Source organism: Psychrobacter sp. 1Y6, from assembly GCF_052258385.2.
Classification (GTDB): Bacteria; Pseudomonadota; Gammaproteobacteria; order Pseudomonadales; family Moraxellaceae; genus Psychrobacter.
Genome location: NZ_JBQQEW020000001.1, coordinates 79106 through 92967 on the forward strand (window position 1 = coordinate 79106; position 13862 = coordinate 92967).

Genomic DNA, 13862 nt, shown 5'->3' on the forward strand with positions numbered 1-13862 from the left:
AAACGATCACTTTAAGTGGTCGTTTTTTTTTGCTTAAAATTTATAATGAGGCCTTTAAGTTAGTAATATATAAGCACCTAATAAATAATATATCATTACCGTTAAAGCGTTGTTATCCTTAAAAATGTGCTACATTAAAAACTGGAATGATAAAGATAGGAATGGTGGCAAGGATGGAGATACTTTGGATGATTGAACCTTGGCATTGGTTAGTATTGGGCTTCTTATTACTAATCGTTGAGATGTTTGTACCGACGTTTGCCAGTCTGTGGTTTGGTGCCGCTGCCATCATCGTTGCAGCGCTATCATGGCTGCTACCTATTTCTGTCTCTGTTCAGATTATCGTCTGGTTAGTGCTCTCTGCTGTGTTTTTGCTGGCTTGGTTCAAGTTTATTAAACCGTTGTCAGTAGATCGTACCAAAGCTGGGCTAGGCGGTAGTGTCATAGTTGGTGAAGTCGGCATGATTATCGTGTCACCGCAGCTAGATAAAGCTGGCACAGTTAGGTTTAGTGTTCCTATCGTTGGTGCGGCTGAATGGATGTGCCGTACGAGAGGGGAGCAAGTGGCAATCGGCGATAGGGTAGTAGTGACTGATATTGTTGGTAATGAGCTGATTGTGAGCAGTACAAAAGCGCAGGCAGCGATGCATAAAAGTATGCAGGTATAATAATAAGGGATGAGTTATGGAAAGCTTTAGTATTGTCATGGTGGTATTGATTGCACTGGTGGTATTCACCGTGTTTAAAGGTGTACGTATTGTACCGCAAGGTTATAAATGGGTTGTGCAGCGACTGGGCAAATATAGCCAAACGCTAGAGCCTGGGCTTAACCTCATCATCCCTTATGTAGATGATGTGGCTTATAAAGTAACGACCAAGGACATCGTACTTGATATTCCGTCACAAGAAGTCATTACTCGTGACAACGTCGTTATCATTGCAAACGCTGTCGCTTATATTAATATCGTGCGTCCTGACAAAGCGGTCTATGGTATTGAAGATTATGAATACGGTATCCGTAATCTGGTGCAAACATCGCTACGTTCGATTATTGGTGAAATGGATCTTGATAGTGCATTGTCTAGTCGCGACGAGATCAAAACCAAGCTCAAACATGCGATTTCAGAAGATATCGCGGATTGGGGTATTACCCTTAAGACAGTGGAAATTCAAGATATTAATCCTTCGCAGACCATGCAAGCGTCTATGGAAGAGCAAGCAGCGGCAGAGCGTTTACGCCGTGCAACCGTGACCCGTGCTGATGGTCAAAAGCAAGCTGCTATCTTAGAAGCAGATGGTCGCTTGGAGGCTTCACGCCGTGATGCTGAAGCGCAGGTGGTACTAGCCAGAGGTTCTGAAGAGTCGATTCGTTTGATTACTAGTGCGATGGGTGAAGAAGAGATGCCGATTGTATACTTGCTTGGTGAGCAATATATCAAAGCGATACGAGAGCTGGCTGAATCTGACAACTCCAAAATGGTGGTGTTACCTGCTGATATTTTAAGTACCGTAAAAGGTATGGTGGGTGATAAATTAAAAGTGTAAAAAAACATAGCAATATTAAAAAAGACCTTGCTTGAGGTCTTTTTTATGTCTAATAATTGGACTAAAGTTTCGCTAGCTTAAATAACTTTCGAAAAGCGGTTTTGGTGTTTCTTTTCCAAGTATTCATCAAATACCATGGCGACGTTACGACCAAGCAAGCGACCTCTGGGTAAGACGCGAATACCTGCTGCATCCATATCAATCAATCTATCGTCTTGCATAGCGCCCAACTGCTGAATCTCATTAATAAAATAGGTGATGGCATCGATACCAAACTTTTGATTCACATCTTTAAAATCGAGATAGTCATGACACAGTAGGTTCATGATGACATATTCACGCAAGCGGTCTTTGATAGAGGTTTTTATGTACTTTACCGCAGGCATGACAGTCGGATTAATTTTCGCCATATCAATCTTGGCTTGATAGCTCTGTAGATCAGTATCGTTTTGCAAAATATAGCGCGTATTGGCATTAGAAATCTGACTGATTGATGAGACACCAAAGCCTAATAAGTCACAGTCACCCATAATGGTGTAACCCTGAAAATTACGATGTAATTTGCCTTCACGCTGGGCGATAGCCAATTCATCATCAGGTTTGGCAAAATGATCGATACCGATATATTGATAGCCAGCTTCAGTCAATGTGTTAACAGTACTGCCGAGCATCGTCAGTTTGGCAGCTGGGCTGGGCAAGTCTTCATCTTTTATCTGACGCTGGGCCTTAAATCGTTCAGGCAAATGCGCATAGTTAAAGACTGACAGGCGATCTGGCGTCATCTCGATGATACGATTTACAGTTTTGTCCAAAGTATCAGGTTTTTGATGCGGTAAACCATAAATCAAATCAATATTGATAGAGCGAAAACCAAGCTCACGTGCTTCTGTTATCACGCTTTCAATAAGCTCTGCTGAATGCACACGATTAACGGCGATTTGTACCGTTTCGTCTAAATCTTGCACACCTAAGCTGATACGGTTGAAACAGAGATTACGCAATATCTTTAGGGTGTTTTCACTCAGCTCGCGAGGGTCAATTTCGATAGAATAATCACCTTCATCTTCTGGCAAAAACTCAAACTGAGTTTGTAAAAACTCCCACAACTGCACCATCTCTTCGTCACGCAAAAAAGTTGGTGTACCACCGCCCAAATGTAGCTGTTTGACCAATGGTTTGTCGCTGTCTTCTGGCGTAGATAACAGGCGGCGCTTATGCGTAATTTCAGCGATTAAATACTGCAAGTAATCACCAGAATCGCTATTTTTTTTGGTAATAATCTTATTGCAAGCACAGTAGTAGCAAAGGTGACGGCAGAATGGAATATGAAAATATAGCGATAAGGGAGCGCGCGCTTCACGATTTTGCAGGATTTTTGTCTCAAGACCAACAGCTTCAAAGCTGTTTGTTTCAAAGCTATCTGGTATGGGCGCGAACTCTAGAGCAGTCGGATAAGAGGTGTAACGTGGCCCTGAGCGATTGTACTTATTGATGATTGCTTCATCGAATGCTGGTAGCTGCTTACTCGTAATGCTGCCGCGTGTACTGGCATAAGGATTGTCAGGTTGCATAACAGGGCGCACAGTCGTGGGCGGCTCGTCCGCACGGTTGTAGGGTTGCTGAGTGTTCTGTTCTGAATAGTCTGTCATGCGATATTCCTCGTTTTCACTCTAGATACTGCTGGTTTCTGTATGATCTATGATTTCGGATTTGGTATTTATTTTTCAATTTTATGACTGATTGATAATAAATTTTGAATACGTCATCGGCAGCAGTATGTATCGCTAAATGTATAGTAGATAGTATAACAAATCCTTGTTAGCAGTGGGGTGGTCGGTGAGTATTCTTAAATATTAAAATAGAGCTATCATTTACACATAAAAAACCCCAGAACGACGCTGAGGTTGTGGTGATTCTCTCTATACCAGCAATAAAACACGACGTTTGCGCGTTGATAAATAATACTTTATTATCAATGACACTCTGTATTAGGAAGATGCTGATGTCGTTTGCACAAGTCTATACCCGTTCGGTGGTTGGTCTACATGCACCTAAGGTCATCATTGAGGTGCATCTATCGCAAGGACTGCCTGCATTGACCATCGTTGGCCTACCTGAGGCCGCCGTGCGTGAGAGTAAAGACAGGGTACGCTCCGCTATTCTTAATTCAGGTTTCCAGTTTCCCAATCGTCGTCTCACGATCAATTTAGCCCCTGCTGATTTACCTAAAGATGGTGCGCGTTTAGACTTACCAATTGCTATCGGCATACTGGCAGCAAGTGGACAGCTTGAGCCAGAGGTACTATCAGGATTTGAGTTTATTGGCGAGTTAGCGCTCAATGGCCAGTTGCGACAAGTAACTGGTAGTTTGGCAGTCGCACGAGCAATCAAAGCTGAGAAGTTGGCATTAGGATTGTCGAAGTTAGTAGCAGCGAGTGACCAAGGACAAAATAATTTAGATACCTCGCCACCGATGACACCACAACTGATCGTACCGATTGATAATGGTCGTGAAGCCAGCCGCGTTGAAGGCGTAACGATACTAGCTGCTCAGAGTCTAAAAGCAGTTTGTGACCATCTACAGTCACTCGTTAACCCAAGTGCAAACTATGAGAGTTTAGCAGTGGTACAGCCAAGTCCTGTACAGCAGCATGTCGGCTATCAAGTGGATTTAGCTGATGTCAAAGGACAGCACCATGCTCGGCGCGCGTTAGAGATTGCCGCCGCTGGTGGTCATTCACTGTTATTTACAGGGCCACCAGGTTCTGGCAAGACGCTTATGGCATCACGATTGCCAACGATATTGCCAGACTTAAGTGATGAGGATGCGCTAGAGGTTGCCAGTACCTATTCGGTGGCAGACAGCGATTATGACTATGGGACGCGGCCATTTAGACAAGTACACCATACGATATCAGCTGTGGCGTTGGTCGGTGGTGGTTCACGTCCCAAACCAGGTGAGATTACGCTAGCTAATAAAGGCGTGTTGTTTTTAGATGAGTTACCAGAGTTTGATCGCAGTGTGCTTGAGGTATTGCGCCAGCCGTTAGAAGCCAAGCAAATCACTATTAGCCGCGCTAACTCTCAGATGACCTTTCCGGCGAATTTTCAACTGGTTGCCGCGATGAATCCTTGCCCATGTGGCTATGATGGCGATACATCAGGACGTTGTCGCTGTCGACCTGAGCAGATCAAACGCTATCAAGATAAGTTATCTGGTCCTCTCTTAGATCGTATTGATTTGCATATCACCGTGCCTGCGTTACCGATTGCCGATTTGCAAAATAGTCAGGTAGGTGAAACCTCTAAGCAAGTACGGTCTCGCGTGGTAGTCGCGCATCAGCATCAAATGCAGCGCCAGCAAAAGGTTAATAATGAGCTTAGCCCTAGCGAAATCGATGAATACATCCAGCTAGGCGACAATGAAAAGCAGTTATTGCAACTTGCTCAGCAGCGCTTGAATCTGTCCGCTCGTGGTTATCATCGAGTGCTAAGAGTAGCGCGTACAATCGCGGATTTGGCTAACAGTACGGATATCAACAGCGCCCACGTATCTGAGGCGCTGAGCTATCGCAGCAAAGCGTAATCTCTGTTCGAGCAAGTTACATTATGATGATTTGATAGGTTCTTTATAGACTAAAATCTATCTTTCATAATCGAAGCAACCAAGTCAGCAAAGTGATCAAATGCCTCAGTCGGATTTAATTCGCGAATATCTTGCCCATAGTTATAGCCATAAGACAGGCCGAGCGTGTCCATATTGGCGTTCTGTCCAGCCAACATATCGTTTCTAGAGTCCCCAATCATCATTGCCTGATCGACACTAAAGTTGAGAGTCTCACAGACATGCAGTAGGGGCGCTGGGTCTGGTTTTTTAACAGATAAGCTGTCGCCGCCCATCACTTCACTAAATAAATCTTGCCAGCCAAACGACTGCAATATCTTCGGTACAAATCGAATGGGCTTGTTGGTGACTAAAGCAAGTGTATAGCCTGCTGCGTGCAACTTTTTGAGTCCGCTATCGACATCTGGATAGGCAACCGTTTTACTACCACTGAGGTTTTGATAAGCTTCAAAAAATATTTGCTCTGCGTGATCGGCTTCCTCAACCGTTAGCTCACCTTCTGCTACTTCTACCTTGCCAACCAAAGCGCGCTCTACGAGCAACCGCGAACCATTTCCTATCCAATTGCGTATCGTCTCGATAGGGTAGGTGTCTTTACCCAATGTGGTTAGCATGGCGTTGGTTGCGTCGGCCAAATCAGGTACGCTATCAATGAGCGTTCCATCAAAATCAAAAATCAAAAGCTGCTTATTCATTGTTCCTCACTATTGGAAATCGTTATATTTATTATATTGGCCATACCTTAGCACAGTGGTGTTTTGAGACCAGTCAATTTAGTTACTTGTTGTGCTTAATGTCTTGAGCATTAGTAACTATTCGACATCTTTATAGCGTTCACGATGCTCTTTTTTCATTTTTAAATAATCTTCGTTCTCTCGGCACTCATCCCATTTAACTTTAAAGATGCGTGCGGATTCTGCTTTGACTGGGTCTTCCTCTTGTCGTGGCAATTCTTCGCGGCCATGGGCGCCGCTTTGACCTTTTTTATCATCAGGTACCGCGCCTTTATATTTTTTACCACCTTTATGATTGGCATAGCGACGAGCGCGGGTATAGCCCATTTGTATAAACTTACGCGCCATATCTGCACCGACGAAGTCATCATCAGCCAAGTAATCTAAAAACATCTGATAGATAGCTTCACTACTCTCGCGGGCGATATCGGGAGTCGCAAAGCGCCAATGGGGTAAAATCTCAGACTTATAAGGCTCTACCAGTAATACGCCTTGCTCACCGCGACCGACACGGTACAACTCAGGCTGAGCGCGCAAATCCAAACTCTTATAATCCAAGTCGTAATCAAACTCTCTCATATCTATAACCTATTATTTTTATCTACTCGTATATGGTTATTGAGTATACTTAGCCAAGCTGTTTAGAAAAAAGCACAAAAATGTTATGCAACCGTGACAGTAGGTATTTAGCATCAAAAGCGATGAGTGAAAATGGTTATGGTAAAGTCAGCTGTGAGACGTATGAAGGCTATGAGTATGATGAATGCAATGCCACGAGAGATACTATGTTGAGAAATAAGATAAGTGTAAATGAGCTAAGCCGTTTGCTATTGCCCAAAAATATACTGGTAGCGTGGCTATTGCTAACGACAAGCATACTAGCTACTACGACTGCCCATAGCGCGTGGTTTGAACGTTTGATTCCGCAAGGTGAAACGTATACGGTACGCGAGATAGATCGCGATTTGGCATTCGTGATAGATGGCTTTATCTATGATGCGCGTACGTCTTGTTTTTTGGCAGTAGGCGACCGAGTGATATTTTTTGAGGGACGTCACGGTATTGATTACCGCGCAACTATATACGACTTGGATTCGCGTGAGCGCTGTAATTTACTACTGCGTGGTCGGTTGTACGAATAGTGGTCGGCTCTACGAATAAGAGCGACGCATGAATAGAATGAGCGCTAAAGAATACGGTAAAATTTAAACATAAAAAAAGCCCCGAACATTGCTGTTCAGGGCTTTTAGAATTCTATTAACGAATGGTGGCTCGAGGCAGGATCGAACTGCCGACACACGGATTTTCAATCCGTTGCTCTACCTACTGAGCTATCGAGCCGTCTTCGTTGAGGTCGCTATTAAACTAAATATACGCGCTTCTGTCAAGCTGTTTTTGCATTATATCTGATAAAAGACGATAAATAATCAGATATTGGCAAAATTCACCGTTTTAGTGCTCAATTTAGTCTTTTACACGTAATAGTTCGTACTCGCTCATGATGCGGTGAATATCAGCGTCAGCAGGGACAAATTCACGTACGCCTTTTCTAACTTCGCAATCATAGACCAATTTAATAAACTTGGCATCGATAGCACGTTTACGGTTCTCTGGATGCACGGTGAGATATTGCAGGCGCTTGGCATTGGTCTGCCCGTCATCAAAGCAGGCGACCGCAGCGATAGGCTTATCATTGAACATCCCGACATAGAGATACTGTCCACGTTTAAACCCTTGCTCAACGATATTTAATACCTCGAGACCATCAGGCTGTGCATCATCACTATCGTACAACGCTTGCAAGCGCTCTGCTAGCTCATTGTCGCGAGCAGGTTTTTTGATAAGTGGCGCATCCAAACTATTAATGGCGATCGCTTCTAAAGGCATAGCAGTTCCTATAAATAGAGGGTTTCTATAGTATAAATTAGCAGTATGAGACAGCACAATGTCATAGCGTGTAGTGCCGTAAATAAGGGTCTTCAAAGTTGGTGCGAGTCATGATTGATAATACTGAACACACTATTTTAGCAGAATGACGTGATTTTGTGCGTGGTTTACCGCTTGGTCGTGGCAGTAAATGTTAGGGTTTGCTATGATGAGGCTATATAATATTTAGTATGTATAAACCCTAATATATTGATATCTTTTGTATATATCATTTTCTAATATAGTTTTTGCTAAGGTCTGACCCAGACACTAGTAAAATATTTTGGGCAGGTTTTTGCCTTATTTATTGACCGCTTTTCACTGATAAAAAACTGATAGAGAGTAGCCATGACAGCCAATGCAACGACGACTGCTGCCACACCTGAGCAAACTGAGTCAAAAAACGTAAATCTATATGGTCGCCCTGAACGTATCGCGACCGTTGAGCGCAATACTGCCGAGACGCAAATTACCTGTACCGTTAATTTAGATGGTACTGGTCAAGGCACGGTAGACACTGGTGTGCCATTTTTGGATCATATGATTGATCAAATTAAGCGTCACGGTTTGTTTGACTTAGATATCAAATGTACGGGTGATACGTTTATTGATGACCATCATAGCGTCGAAGACACAGGCATTACCCTTGGCCAAGCCTTTAACAAAGCATTGGGTGACAAAAAAGGCATTCGTCGTTATGGGCACTTTTATGCGCCGCTAGATGAGTCACTGACCCGTGCCGTTGTCGATCTGTCAGGGCGTCCTGGTTTGCATATGGATATCCCATTTACGCGTTCGCACGTCGGCCGTTTTGATGTTGATTTATTTAGTGAGTTCTTTTACGGGTTCGTCAATCATTCATGGATGACTGTGCACTTAGATAATCTAAAAGGTAAAAACAGCCATCATCAGATCGAATCAACCTTTAAAGCCTTTGCTCGTGCATTACGTATGGCCTGTGAGTACGATGAGCGTGCATTGAACACCTTGCCATCGACCAAAGAGGCTTTTTAATGGCTAAAGTGACTAAAGTAGCACTACTAGATTATGGTATGGGCAACCTGCATTCTGCTAGCAAAGCCCTATCAGTAGTCGGGGCAGAAGTCTCTATCACCAATGATCCCAAAGTTGTCGCTGCGGCAGACAAGATCGTCTTCCCAGGTGTCGGTGCCATGCGCGACTGTATCGCTGGTATGCACGAGGCAGGCATTGATGAAGTGATACGGTATGCAGTATTTAATAAGCCCGTTATGGCCATCTGTGTGGGCATGCAGGCGTTGTTTGAGCAGTCAGCTGAAAATGGTGGCACGGACTGTTTGGGCATCTTAAACGGCACTGTAGAAGCGTTTGACCCTACGTGGAAAGATAAACAGGGCGCAACGATAAAAGTACCGCATATGGGCTGGAATACCATTAGCGGTATGGATTTTGACCATCCGCTATGGCACGGTATCGAAGACAACGCGCATTTTTACTTTGTGCATAGCTATTACTGTGAGCCTACCGATAGCTCACAAGTGGCGGCGGTATGTGACTATGGTCAACCGTTCTGTGCCAGTGTGATCCAAGACAATCTATTTGCCACCCAGTTCCATCCAGAAAAGAGCCATACTGCTGGCTTACAACTGCTCAAGAATTTTGTAGAGTGGAATGTGTAAGTAGGCGATAAACGTGAAGTGAATATTTAATTTAGTAGAAGGTAGATTATCAATTGTATAATCTGCCTTTTTTATGCTCAGCCATCACTTTGTAGCTACTATTCTGTAGCTATTATAGTTTAGCCATTATGGTTTAGTGATACGCTCAGTTATTTTCTACTCGCTTATATTTGGAATATTTCAGTGGATTTTACTGCCTTTAAAATGAATGTTGTGGAAACAACTGGCCTTGCCAAAGATGCCTTACATATCTATGTCGGTGTCGGTGTTTATCTGCTGTGTCTGGTTGCGCTGCGTCCTATTATCAAAAGCCAAGGTATTCGATCATTTATCGCTTTGATCGTCGTAACTTGCATTGCGCTGTTGGGTGAGTATCTGGACAATCGAGATACGATTGAATCGCTTGGCTTGGCAAGCTTGAGCCGTGATCAAATACTCGCGAGTATCCGTGATTTGATTAATACCTGTATGCTGCCGTATGTGCTCTTTGCGCTGAATAAGTGGACGACTATATTTCGACCAACCAATAAATCGACTTCACTGACCAAACGCCATAAAAAAACGGACTATTAATTAGTCCGTTTTCTGTTGTACCTCAAAAAATATTTAGTTTATTGCTTGAGGAGAGGAACAAAGCTAATATCACAGCAATTATCGGCAACACCAAAAATTTACTCCATCCAAACGGCAAAGCATAAGCCAGTTTCGGGTAAAAAGGGCAGACATAGACAGCTATTCTGTCTTCTGCAGTTATCGAGTTCGCTACTGCCTTTCTAACTCCGTTTTCACCAAAACTACGCACCCCTCCAAAAGCATTCAGTAATGTGCTGGTATAGATGACACCTTCGAACTCATATTGATACTTAATAAAAAGCTCATGCACATCATCCAGATAAGAGAATTTGGCAGAAGTAATCACTACTCTTTTGCTTAAAACCTTTGAATCTACTTTTGGAAAAGATAAAAATATAAAGTCAGTTATGATCGCTATTAAGATCCACACCAAAAAAATAGCTGAAAATATAAATATGCCATAGAGTAAAAATATTGGGTACATAGCCATCAGACTCTAGGTTTATATGTTAGCTATATTTATTAGCTATTAGCCTCATCATACAGCTCACGTACGACTTCACCAATCGCTTTGATACCATCAGTCAGTGTCTGCTCATCCGCGGCGATACTCATGCGGATGCACTCGTGCGCATGCTGATAATCGCTAACATCGACACCAGGGAAGAAGTACTCACTTGGCACAATAAGCGTGCCTTTTTCTTTTAGACGCTCGTATAGCTCTAGCGTGCTAATCGGCAAGTCTTTAAACCATAACCACAAGAATATCGCGCCTTCAGGCTTATGAATGACCAGAGGATAGTCACCCAAGGCTTCTTTTAATAGCTTCACCGCGAGTGTCGCCTGCTTTTGATAAAACGGCTTGATGTCGTTATCTGACAATTGCTTAATACGGTCGTTTTCGACCAATGGCGTGGCAATCGCTGCACCAAAGCGTGTTGGTGCTAGATTGACCACGGCATTCATCGCGCTAACCGCTTCGATTACTTTGGCGTCGGCAACGATAATACCAGTACGCATACCAGGCAGACCAATCTTCGATAGGCTAAAGCACAGAATCGTATTATTATCCCAATTCAGGTGCGCGTCAGAGTAGATGATATTGGGGAAGGGCATACCGTAGGCGTTATCGATAATCAGCGGTATGTCATAACGTTTGGCAATCTCGGCCAAATGTGCCATTTCTTCATCGGTCAGCACGTTGCCAGTCGGGTTGGTCGGGCGTGAACAGCAAATCGCGCCGATACGACCTTCTTTTAGTGCTGGCAAGTTCTCTAACGCGTCAAAATCGACACGATATTTAAAGAAGCCTTCCTCACCATCATGCGTCACTTCATCGATATGTGGTAATACGGCGATGAAATGCTGACCTTCCACATGCACATCGCTATAGCCGATATACTCAGGGGTCAATGGCAGTAGAATAGACTTGTCAATAGACTCGCTATTCTCATCAGCGAACGCACCGCCAAACAGATTAAACAGATAGAAAAATGCATTCTGTGAGCCATTGGTCAGGGCGATATTTTCTGAAGTGAGGTTCCAATCATAATGACGGTTAAAGAAGCCAACCAAGGCATCAATAAAGGCGGCATCACCTTGTGGATTAGAGTAATTCGCCATGCTGATAATCGCGCTACTATTGGCCTCACCTGTATCATTATCAACACCTAGTGCTTTATATGTCTCCAAAAACAACTCATTCACGGCATCAATTTTGGCAGGGTTACCACCGCCCAGCATGTTGACTGGCTGATCGCTTTTTAGCGCATCACCCAGATCATCCATTAATTGTGAGATGCCAGTGGGCTGGGTAAATTTTTGACCGAACTTTGAGAATTTCATAAGACTACCATGCTGTTTGGAAGAGTGTTATAAGTTGGTATCTAACCGATAAAGTTGGGCTAGTATAGCAAATGAGGGCTAAGCGTATAAGCATAATAAAAAAAACCCCGTTATTGTGGAGGCTAAACCGCTCTGCGAGGCGACTATTGATAATTGAAAAAAGAACGAATACGTCCAAAGTTTGGCTTGGTGCAGAAGTAGGACTTGATAAATCCTTATAGAAAATAAAGGCAATGCGTATTCCACTAGATTAGTTACACTCTGCTATCATACTCAATAATTTCAAATATAATTTAGCGTATTACGCTGTGTATAACCTACTCAACGATTCATTATTGAACTGAATAAGGTTTTAAACAAAATATAATTCACTTATTGAGAAAATAAGGATACCCATATGGCTCGTAAGCCAAAGTATAAAAAAAATACAAGAGTTGATGGCTGGGATTTTAGAAAAAGATTGGGTTTTGGAGGTAACGCAGAAGTATGGTGTGCGGAGAAAAATAATGAAATAGGGGCTATTAAAGTCCTAAAGTATATTAGAGAAAGTACATATACACGTTTTAAAAGTGAAGTTAACGCTATAGTAAATAACCAAGATATTGAAGGGGTCATTAAGATTCTTGACTATAACTTACCTAATGATATTCAGCAAAGCCTACCTTGGTATGTTATGCCTGTAGGTACAACCTTTTCTGAGTGGAGAGAAAATAAGGATGTTTTATATGTTCTCCAAGAAATGCTGGTTTTAGGGGATACTTTAAAAAATCTGCATGATCGGAGCTACTATCATCGAGATATTAAACCAGCGAACATTCTATTTATAGAAGGTAGATTACACTTAGCAGATTTTGGTCTTGTCAAATACCCTAGGAGTAATAACTTTACAGAAGAGGGTAACGATTTAGGTCCAAAGTTTACTATGGCTCCAGAAATGAGACGTAATGCCAGTACAGCAGATGGTGAATTAGCGGATGTATACTCATTCGCTAAGACAGTTTGGATAGCAATTACTGGTGATATTAAATGTTTTGATGGACAATATAATGTTTTATCAACTATTAATATCAATAATTATTGCAAAGGTCTGTACTCTAAATCTCTCGATGTACTATTAACAGAATGTACTGAACATTCTCCAAAAAAGCGTCCAAAAATGAAAGAGGTTGTTAATAGATTAAGGGAGTGGATAGAAATAAATAGAGATTTTCATTCGCAAAACCTAACAGAATGGTCTGATCTACAAAATGATATATTCCCTGCTGGCACACCGAAATCTGTAACTTGGGTAGATAAAAATAATATATTAATAATATTGAATCAGATTGCAAAAGTTACGAGTTTAAATCATATGTTCTTACCTGATGGAGGAGGTAATACATTTATTAGCGCGAAGCTAGCTAACGAAAAAGATTTTATAGCTTTAGAAATTTCCCAGAAGCTACACTATATTCTAAAACCTAAAAAGCTTACTTATGAGTCATTCGGTGTCGATACTCAATGGAATTACTTTAGACTGGAGATAGAACCTTCAAATTATACGGGAGTATACGAGATTTTCCCGTCTAATTGTTCGTATGAAGAAATTGTCGAAATTGAACCAAGCTCTTACATCCAAAGATGTTATTGGGATGAAAATGAATATAATGGAGAGTATTTACCAGAGTTCGCTAACTTAATATGTAGATATGTTAAAGGATCGTTTGTTATATTTAGTACACGTTCAATTTATAATCGTGTATCAGATACCTATGACGGAAGACATAATAAAATGTCAGAAGATGAGTTTAGAAATTACATAACAAAGGGTGCTTTAAGTCATGCAGAGTACCTTGCTACTACATAGAACAAAATGCTTTCTTATTTAAGAAAATTTTTGAGTGTCTTAATAGTTATTGACTAAAGGTGTAACTTAGCCCTGACAGTAGCAAATCAAAAAATCCCCGTTAGGGGATT

The 13862-nt window shown here is 42.2% G+C and carries 14 protein-coding genes and 1 tRNA gene; 8 read left to right on the forward strand and 7 right to left on the reverse strand.

Annotated features, from left to right (window positions below; translation table 11 throughout):
• The first annotated feature begins 188 nt into the window (after positions 1–188).
• Together ACTXGF_RS13955 and ACTXGF_RS13960 are read left to right on the forward strand one after the other, a co-directional pair.
• Positions 189–668, forward strand: a complete 480-nt coding sequence (locus ACTXGF_RS13955; protein WP_057762204.1) for an NfeD family protein — start codon at positions 189–191, stop codon at positions 666–668.
• A gap of 16 nt (positions 669–684) precedes the next feature.
• The gene (locus ACTXGF_RS13960; protein WP_057762202.1) at positions 685–1545 is read left to right on the forward strand and encodes an SPFH domain-containing protein; all 861 of its coding nucleotides are present in this window, start codon (positions 685–687) and stop codon (positions 1543–1545) included.
• A 77-nt stretch (positions 1546–1622) separates the two neighbouring features.
• On the opposite strand, the gene hemN is transcribed toward ACTXGF_RS13960, so the two are convergent.
• Positions 1623–3116 (reverse strand): oxygen-independent coproporphyrinogen III oxidase, encoded by a 1494-nt coding sequence (gene hemN / locus ACTXGF_RS13965; protein ID WP_443533593.1) that lies wholly within the window; start codon positions 3114–3116, stop codon positions 1623–1625.
• Positions 3117–3547: 431 nt separating this feature from the next.
• Here hemN and ACTXGF_RS13970 point away from each other — a divergent pair, with 431 nt between their 5' ends.
• The gene (locus tag ACTXGF_RS13970) at positions 3548–5131 is read left to right on the forward strand and encodes a YifB family Mg chelatase-like AAA ATPase (protein WP_443533004.1); all 1584 of its coding nucleotides are present in this window, start codon (positions 3548–3550) and stop codon (positions 5129–5131) included.
• A gap of 50 nt (positions 5132–5181) precedes the next feature.
• Here the strand turns inward: ACTXGF_RS13970 and ACTXGF_RS13975 are convergent, their stop codons facing one another.
• Both ACTXGF_RS13975 and ACTXGF_RS13980 read right to left on the reverse strand, forming a co-directional pair.
• Positions 5182–5865 (reverse strand): phosphoglycolate phosphatase, encoded by a 684-nt coding sequence (locus ACTXGF_RS13975; protein ID WP_443533002.1) that lies wholly within the window; start codon positions 5863–5865, stop codon positions 5182–5184.
• A 117-nt stretch (positions 5866–5982) separates the two neighbouring features.
• Positions 5983–6483 (reverse strand): DUF4385 domain-containing protein, encoded by a 501-nt coding sequence (locus ACTXGF_RS13980; protein WP_443533001.1) that lies wholly within the window; start codon positions 6481–6483, stop codon positions 5983–5985.
• Between the two features lie 122 nt (positions 6484–6605).
• Here ACTXGF_RS13980 and ACTXGF_RS13985 point away from each other — a divergent pair, with 122 nt between their 5' ends.
• Positions 6606–7046, forward strand: coding sequence for a hypothetical protein (locus ACTXGF_RS13985; RefSeq protein ID WP_443532999.1), 441 nt, complete (start codon positions 6606–6608; stop codon positions 7044–7046).
• A 123-nt stretch (positions 7047–7169) separates the two neighbouring features.
• Here ACTXGF_RS13985 and ACTXGF_RS13990 read toward each other — a convergent pair.
• Both ACTXGF_RS13990 and ACTXGF_RS13995 read right to left on the reverse strand, forming a co-directional pair.
• Positions 7170–7245, reverse strand: a tRNA-Phe gene (locus tag ACTXGF_RS13990).
• 123 nt (positions 7246–7368) lie between these two features.
• Positions 7369–7791 carry a hypothetical protein gene (locus ACTXGF_RS13995; protein WP_102091078.1) on the reverse strand — a complete coding sequence of 141 codons (423 nt, stop codon included), beginning with the start codon at positions 7789–7791 and terminating at the stop codon, positions 7369–7371.
• 387 nt (positions 7792–8178) lie between these two features.
• On the opposite strand from ACTXGF_RS13995, the gene hisB reads away from it, so the two are divergent.
• From hisB to ACTXGF_RS14010, 3 genes are all read left to right on the forward strand, one after another.
• Positions 8179–8844 (forward strand): imidazoleglycerol-phosphate dehydratase HisB, encoded by a 666-nt coding sequence (gene hisB, locus ACTXGF_RS14000; protein ID WP_443532998.1) that lies wholly within the window; start codon positions 8179–8181, stop codon positions 8842–8844.
• Positions 8844–9488 carry an imidazole glycerol phosphate synthase subunit HisH gene (gene hisH / locus ACTXGF_RS14005; protein ID WP_443532996.1) on the forward strand — a complete coding sequence of 215 codons (645 nt, stop codon included), beginning with the start codon at positions 8844–8846 and terminating at the stop codon, positions 9486–9488. The genes hisB and hisH overlap by 1 nt, the downstream gene beginning before the upstream one ends.
• Before the next feature lie 204 nt (positions 9489–9692).
• The gene (locus ACTXGF_RS14010; RefSeq protein ID WP_347162803.1) at positions 9693–10061 is read left to right on the forward strand and encodes a hypothetical protein; all 369 of its coding nucleotides are present in this window, start codon (positions 9693–9695) and stop codon (positions 10059–10061) included.
• A gap of 22 nt (positions 10062–10083) precedes the next feature.
• Here ACTXGF_RS14010 and ACTXGF_RS14015 read toward each other — a convergent pair whose 3' ends face one another.
• Positions 10084–10551, reverse strand: coding sequence for a hypothetical protein (locus ACTXGF_RS14015; RefSeq protein WP_443532994.1), 468 nt, complete (start codon positions 10549–10551; stop codon positions 10084–10086).
• A gap of 32 nt (positions 10552–10583) precedes the next feature.
• On the reverse strand, positions 10584–11906 hold the full coding sequence (locus tag ACTXGF_RS14020) for a valine--pyruvate transaminase (RefSeq protein WP_443532992.1): 1323 nt from the start codon (positions 11904–11906) through the stop codon (positions 10584–10586).
• Positions 11907–12303: 397 nt separating this feature from the next.
• On the opposite strand from ACTXGF_RS14020, the gene ACTXGF_RS14025 reads away from it, so the two are divergent.
• Positions 12304–13752, forward strand: coding sequence for a protein kinase domain-containing protein (locus ACTXGF_RS14025; RefSeq protein ID WP_443532990.1), 1449 nt, complete (start codon positions 12304–12306; stop codon positions 13750–13752).
• Positions 13753–13862: the final 110 nt, after the last annotated feature.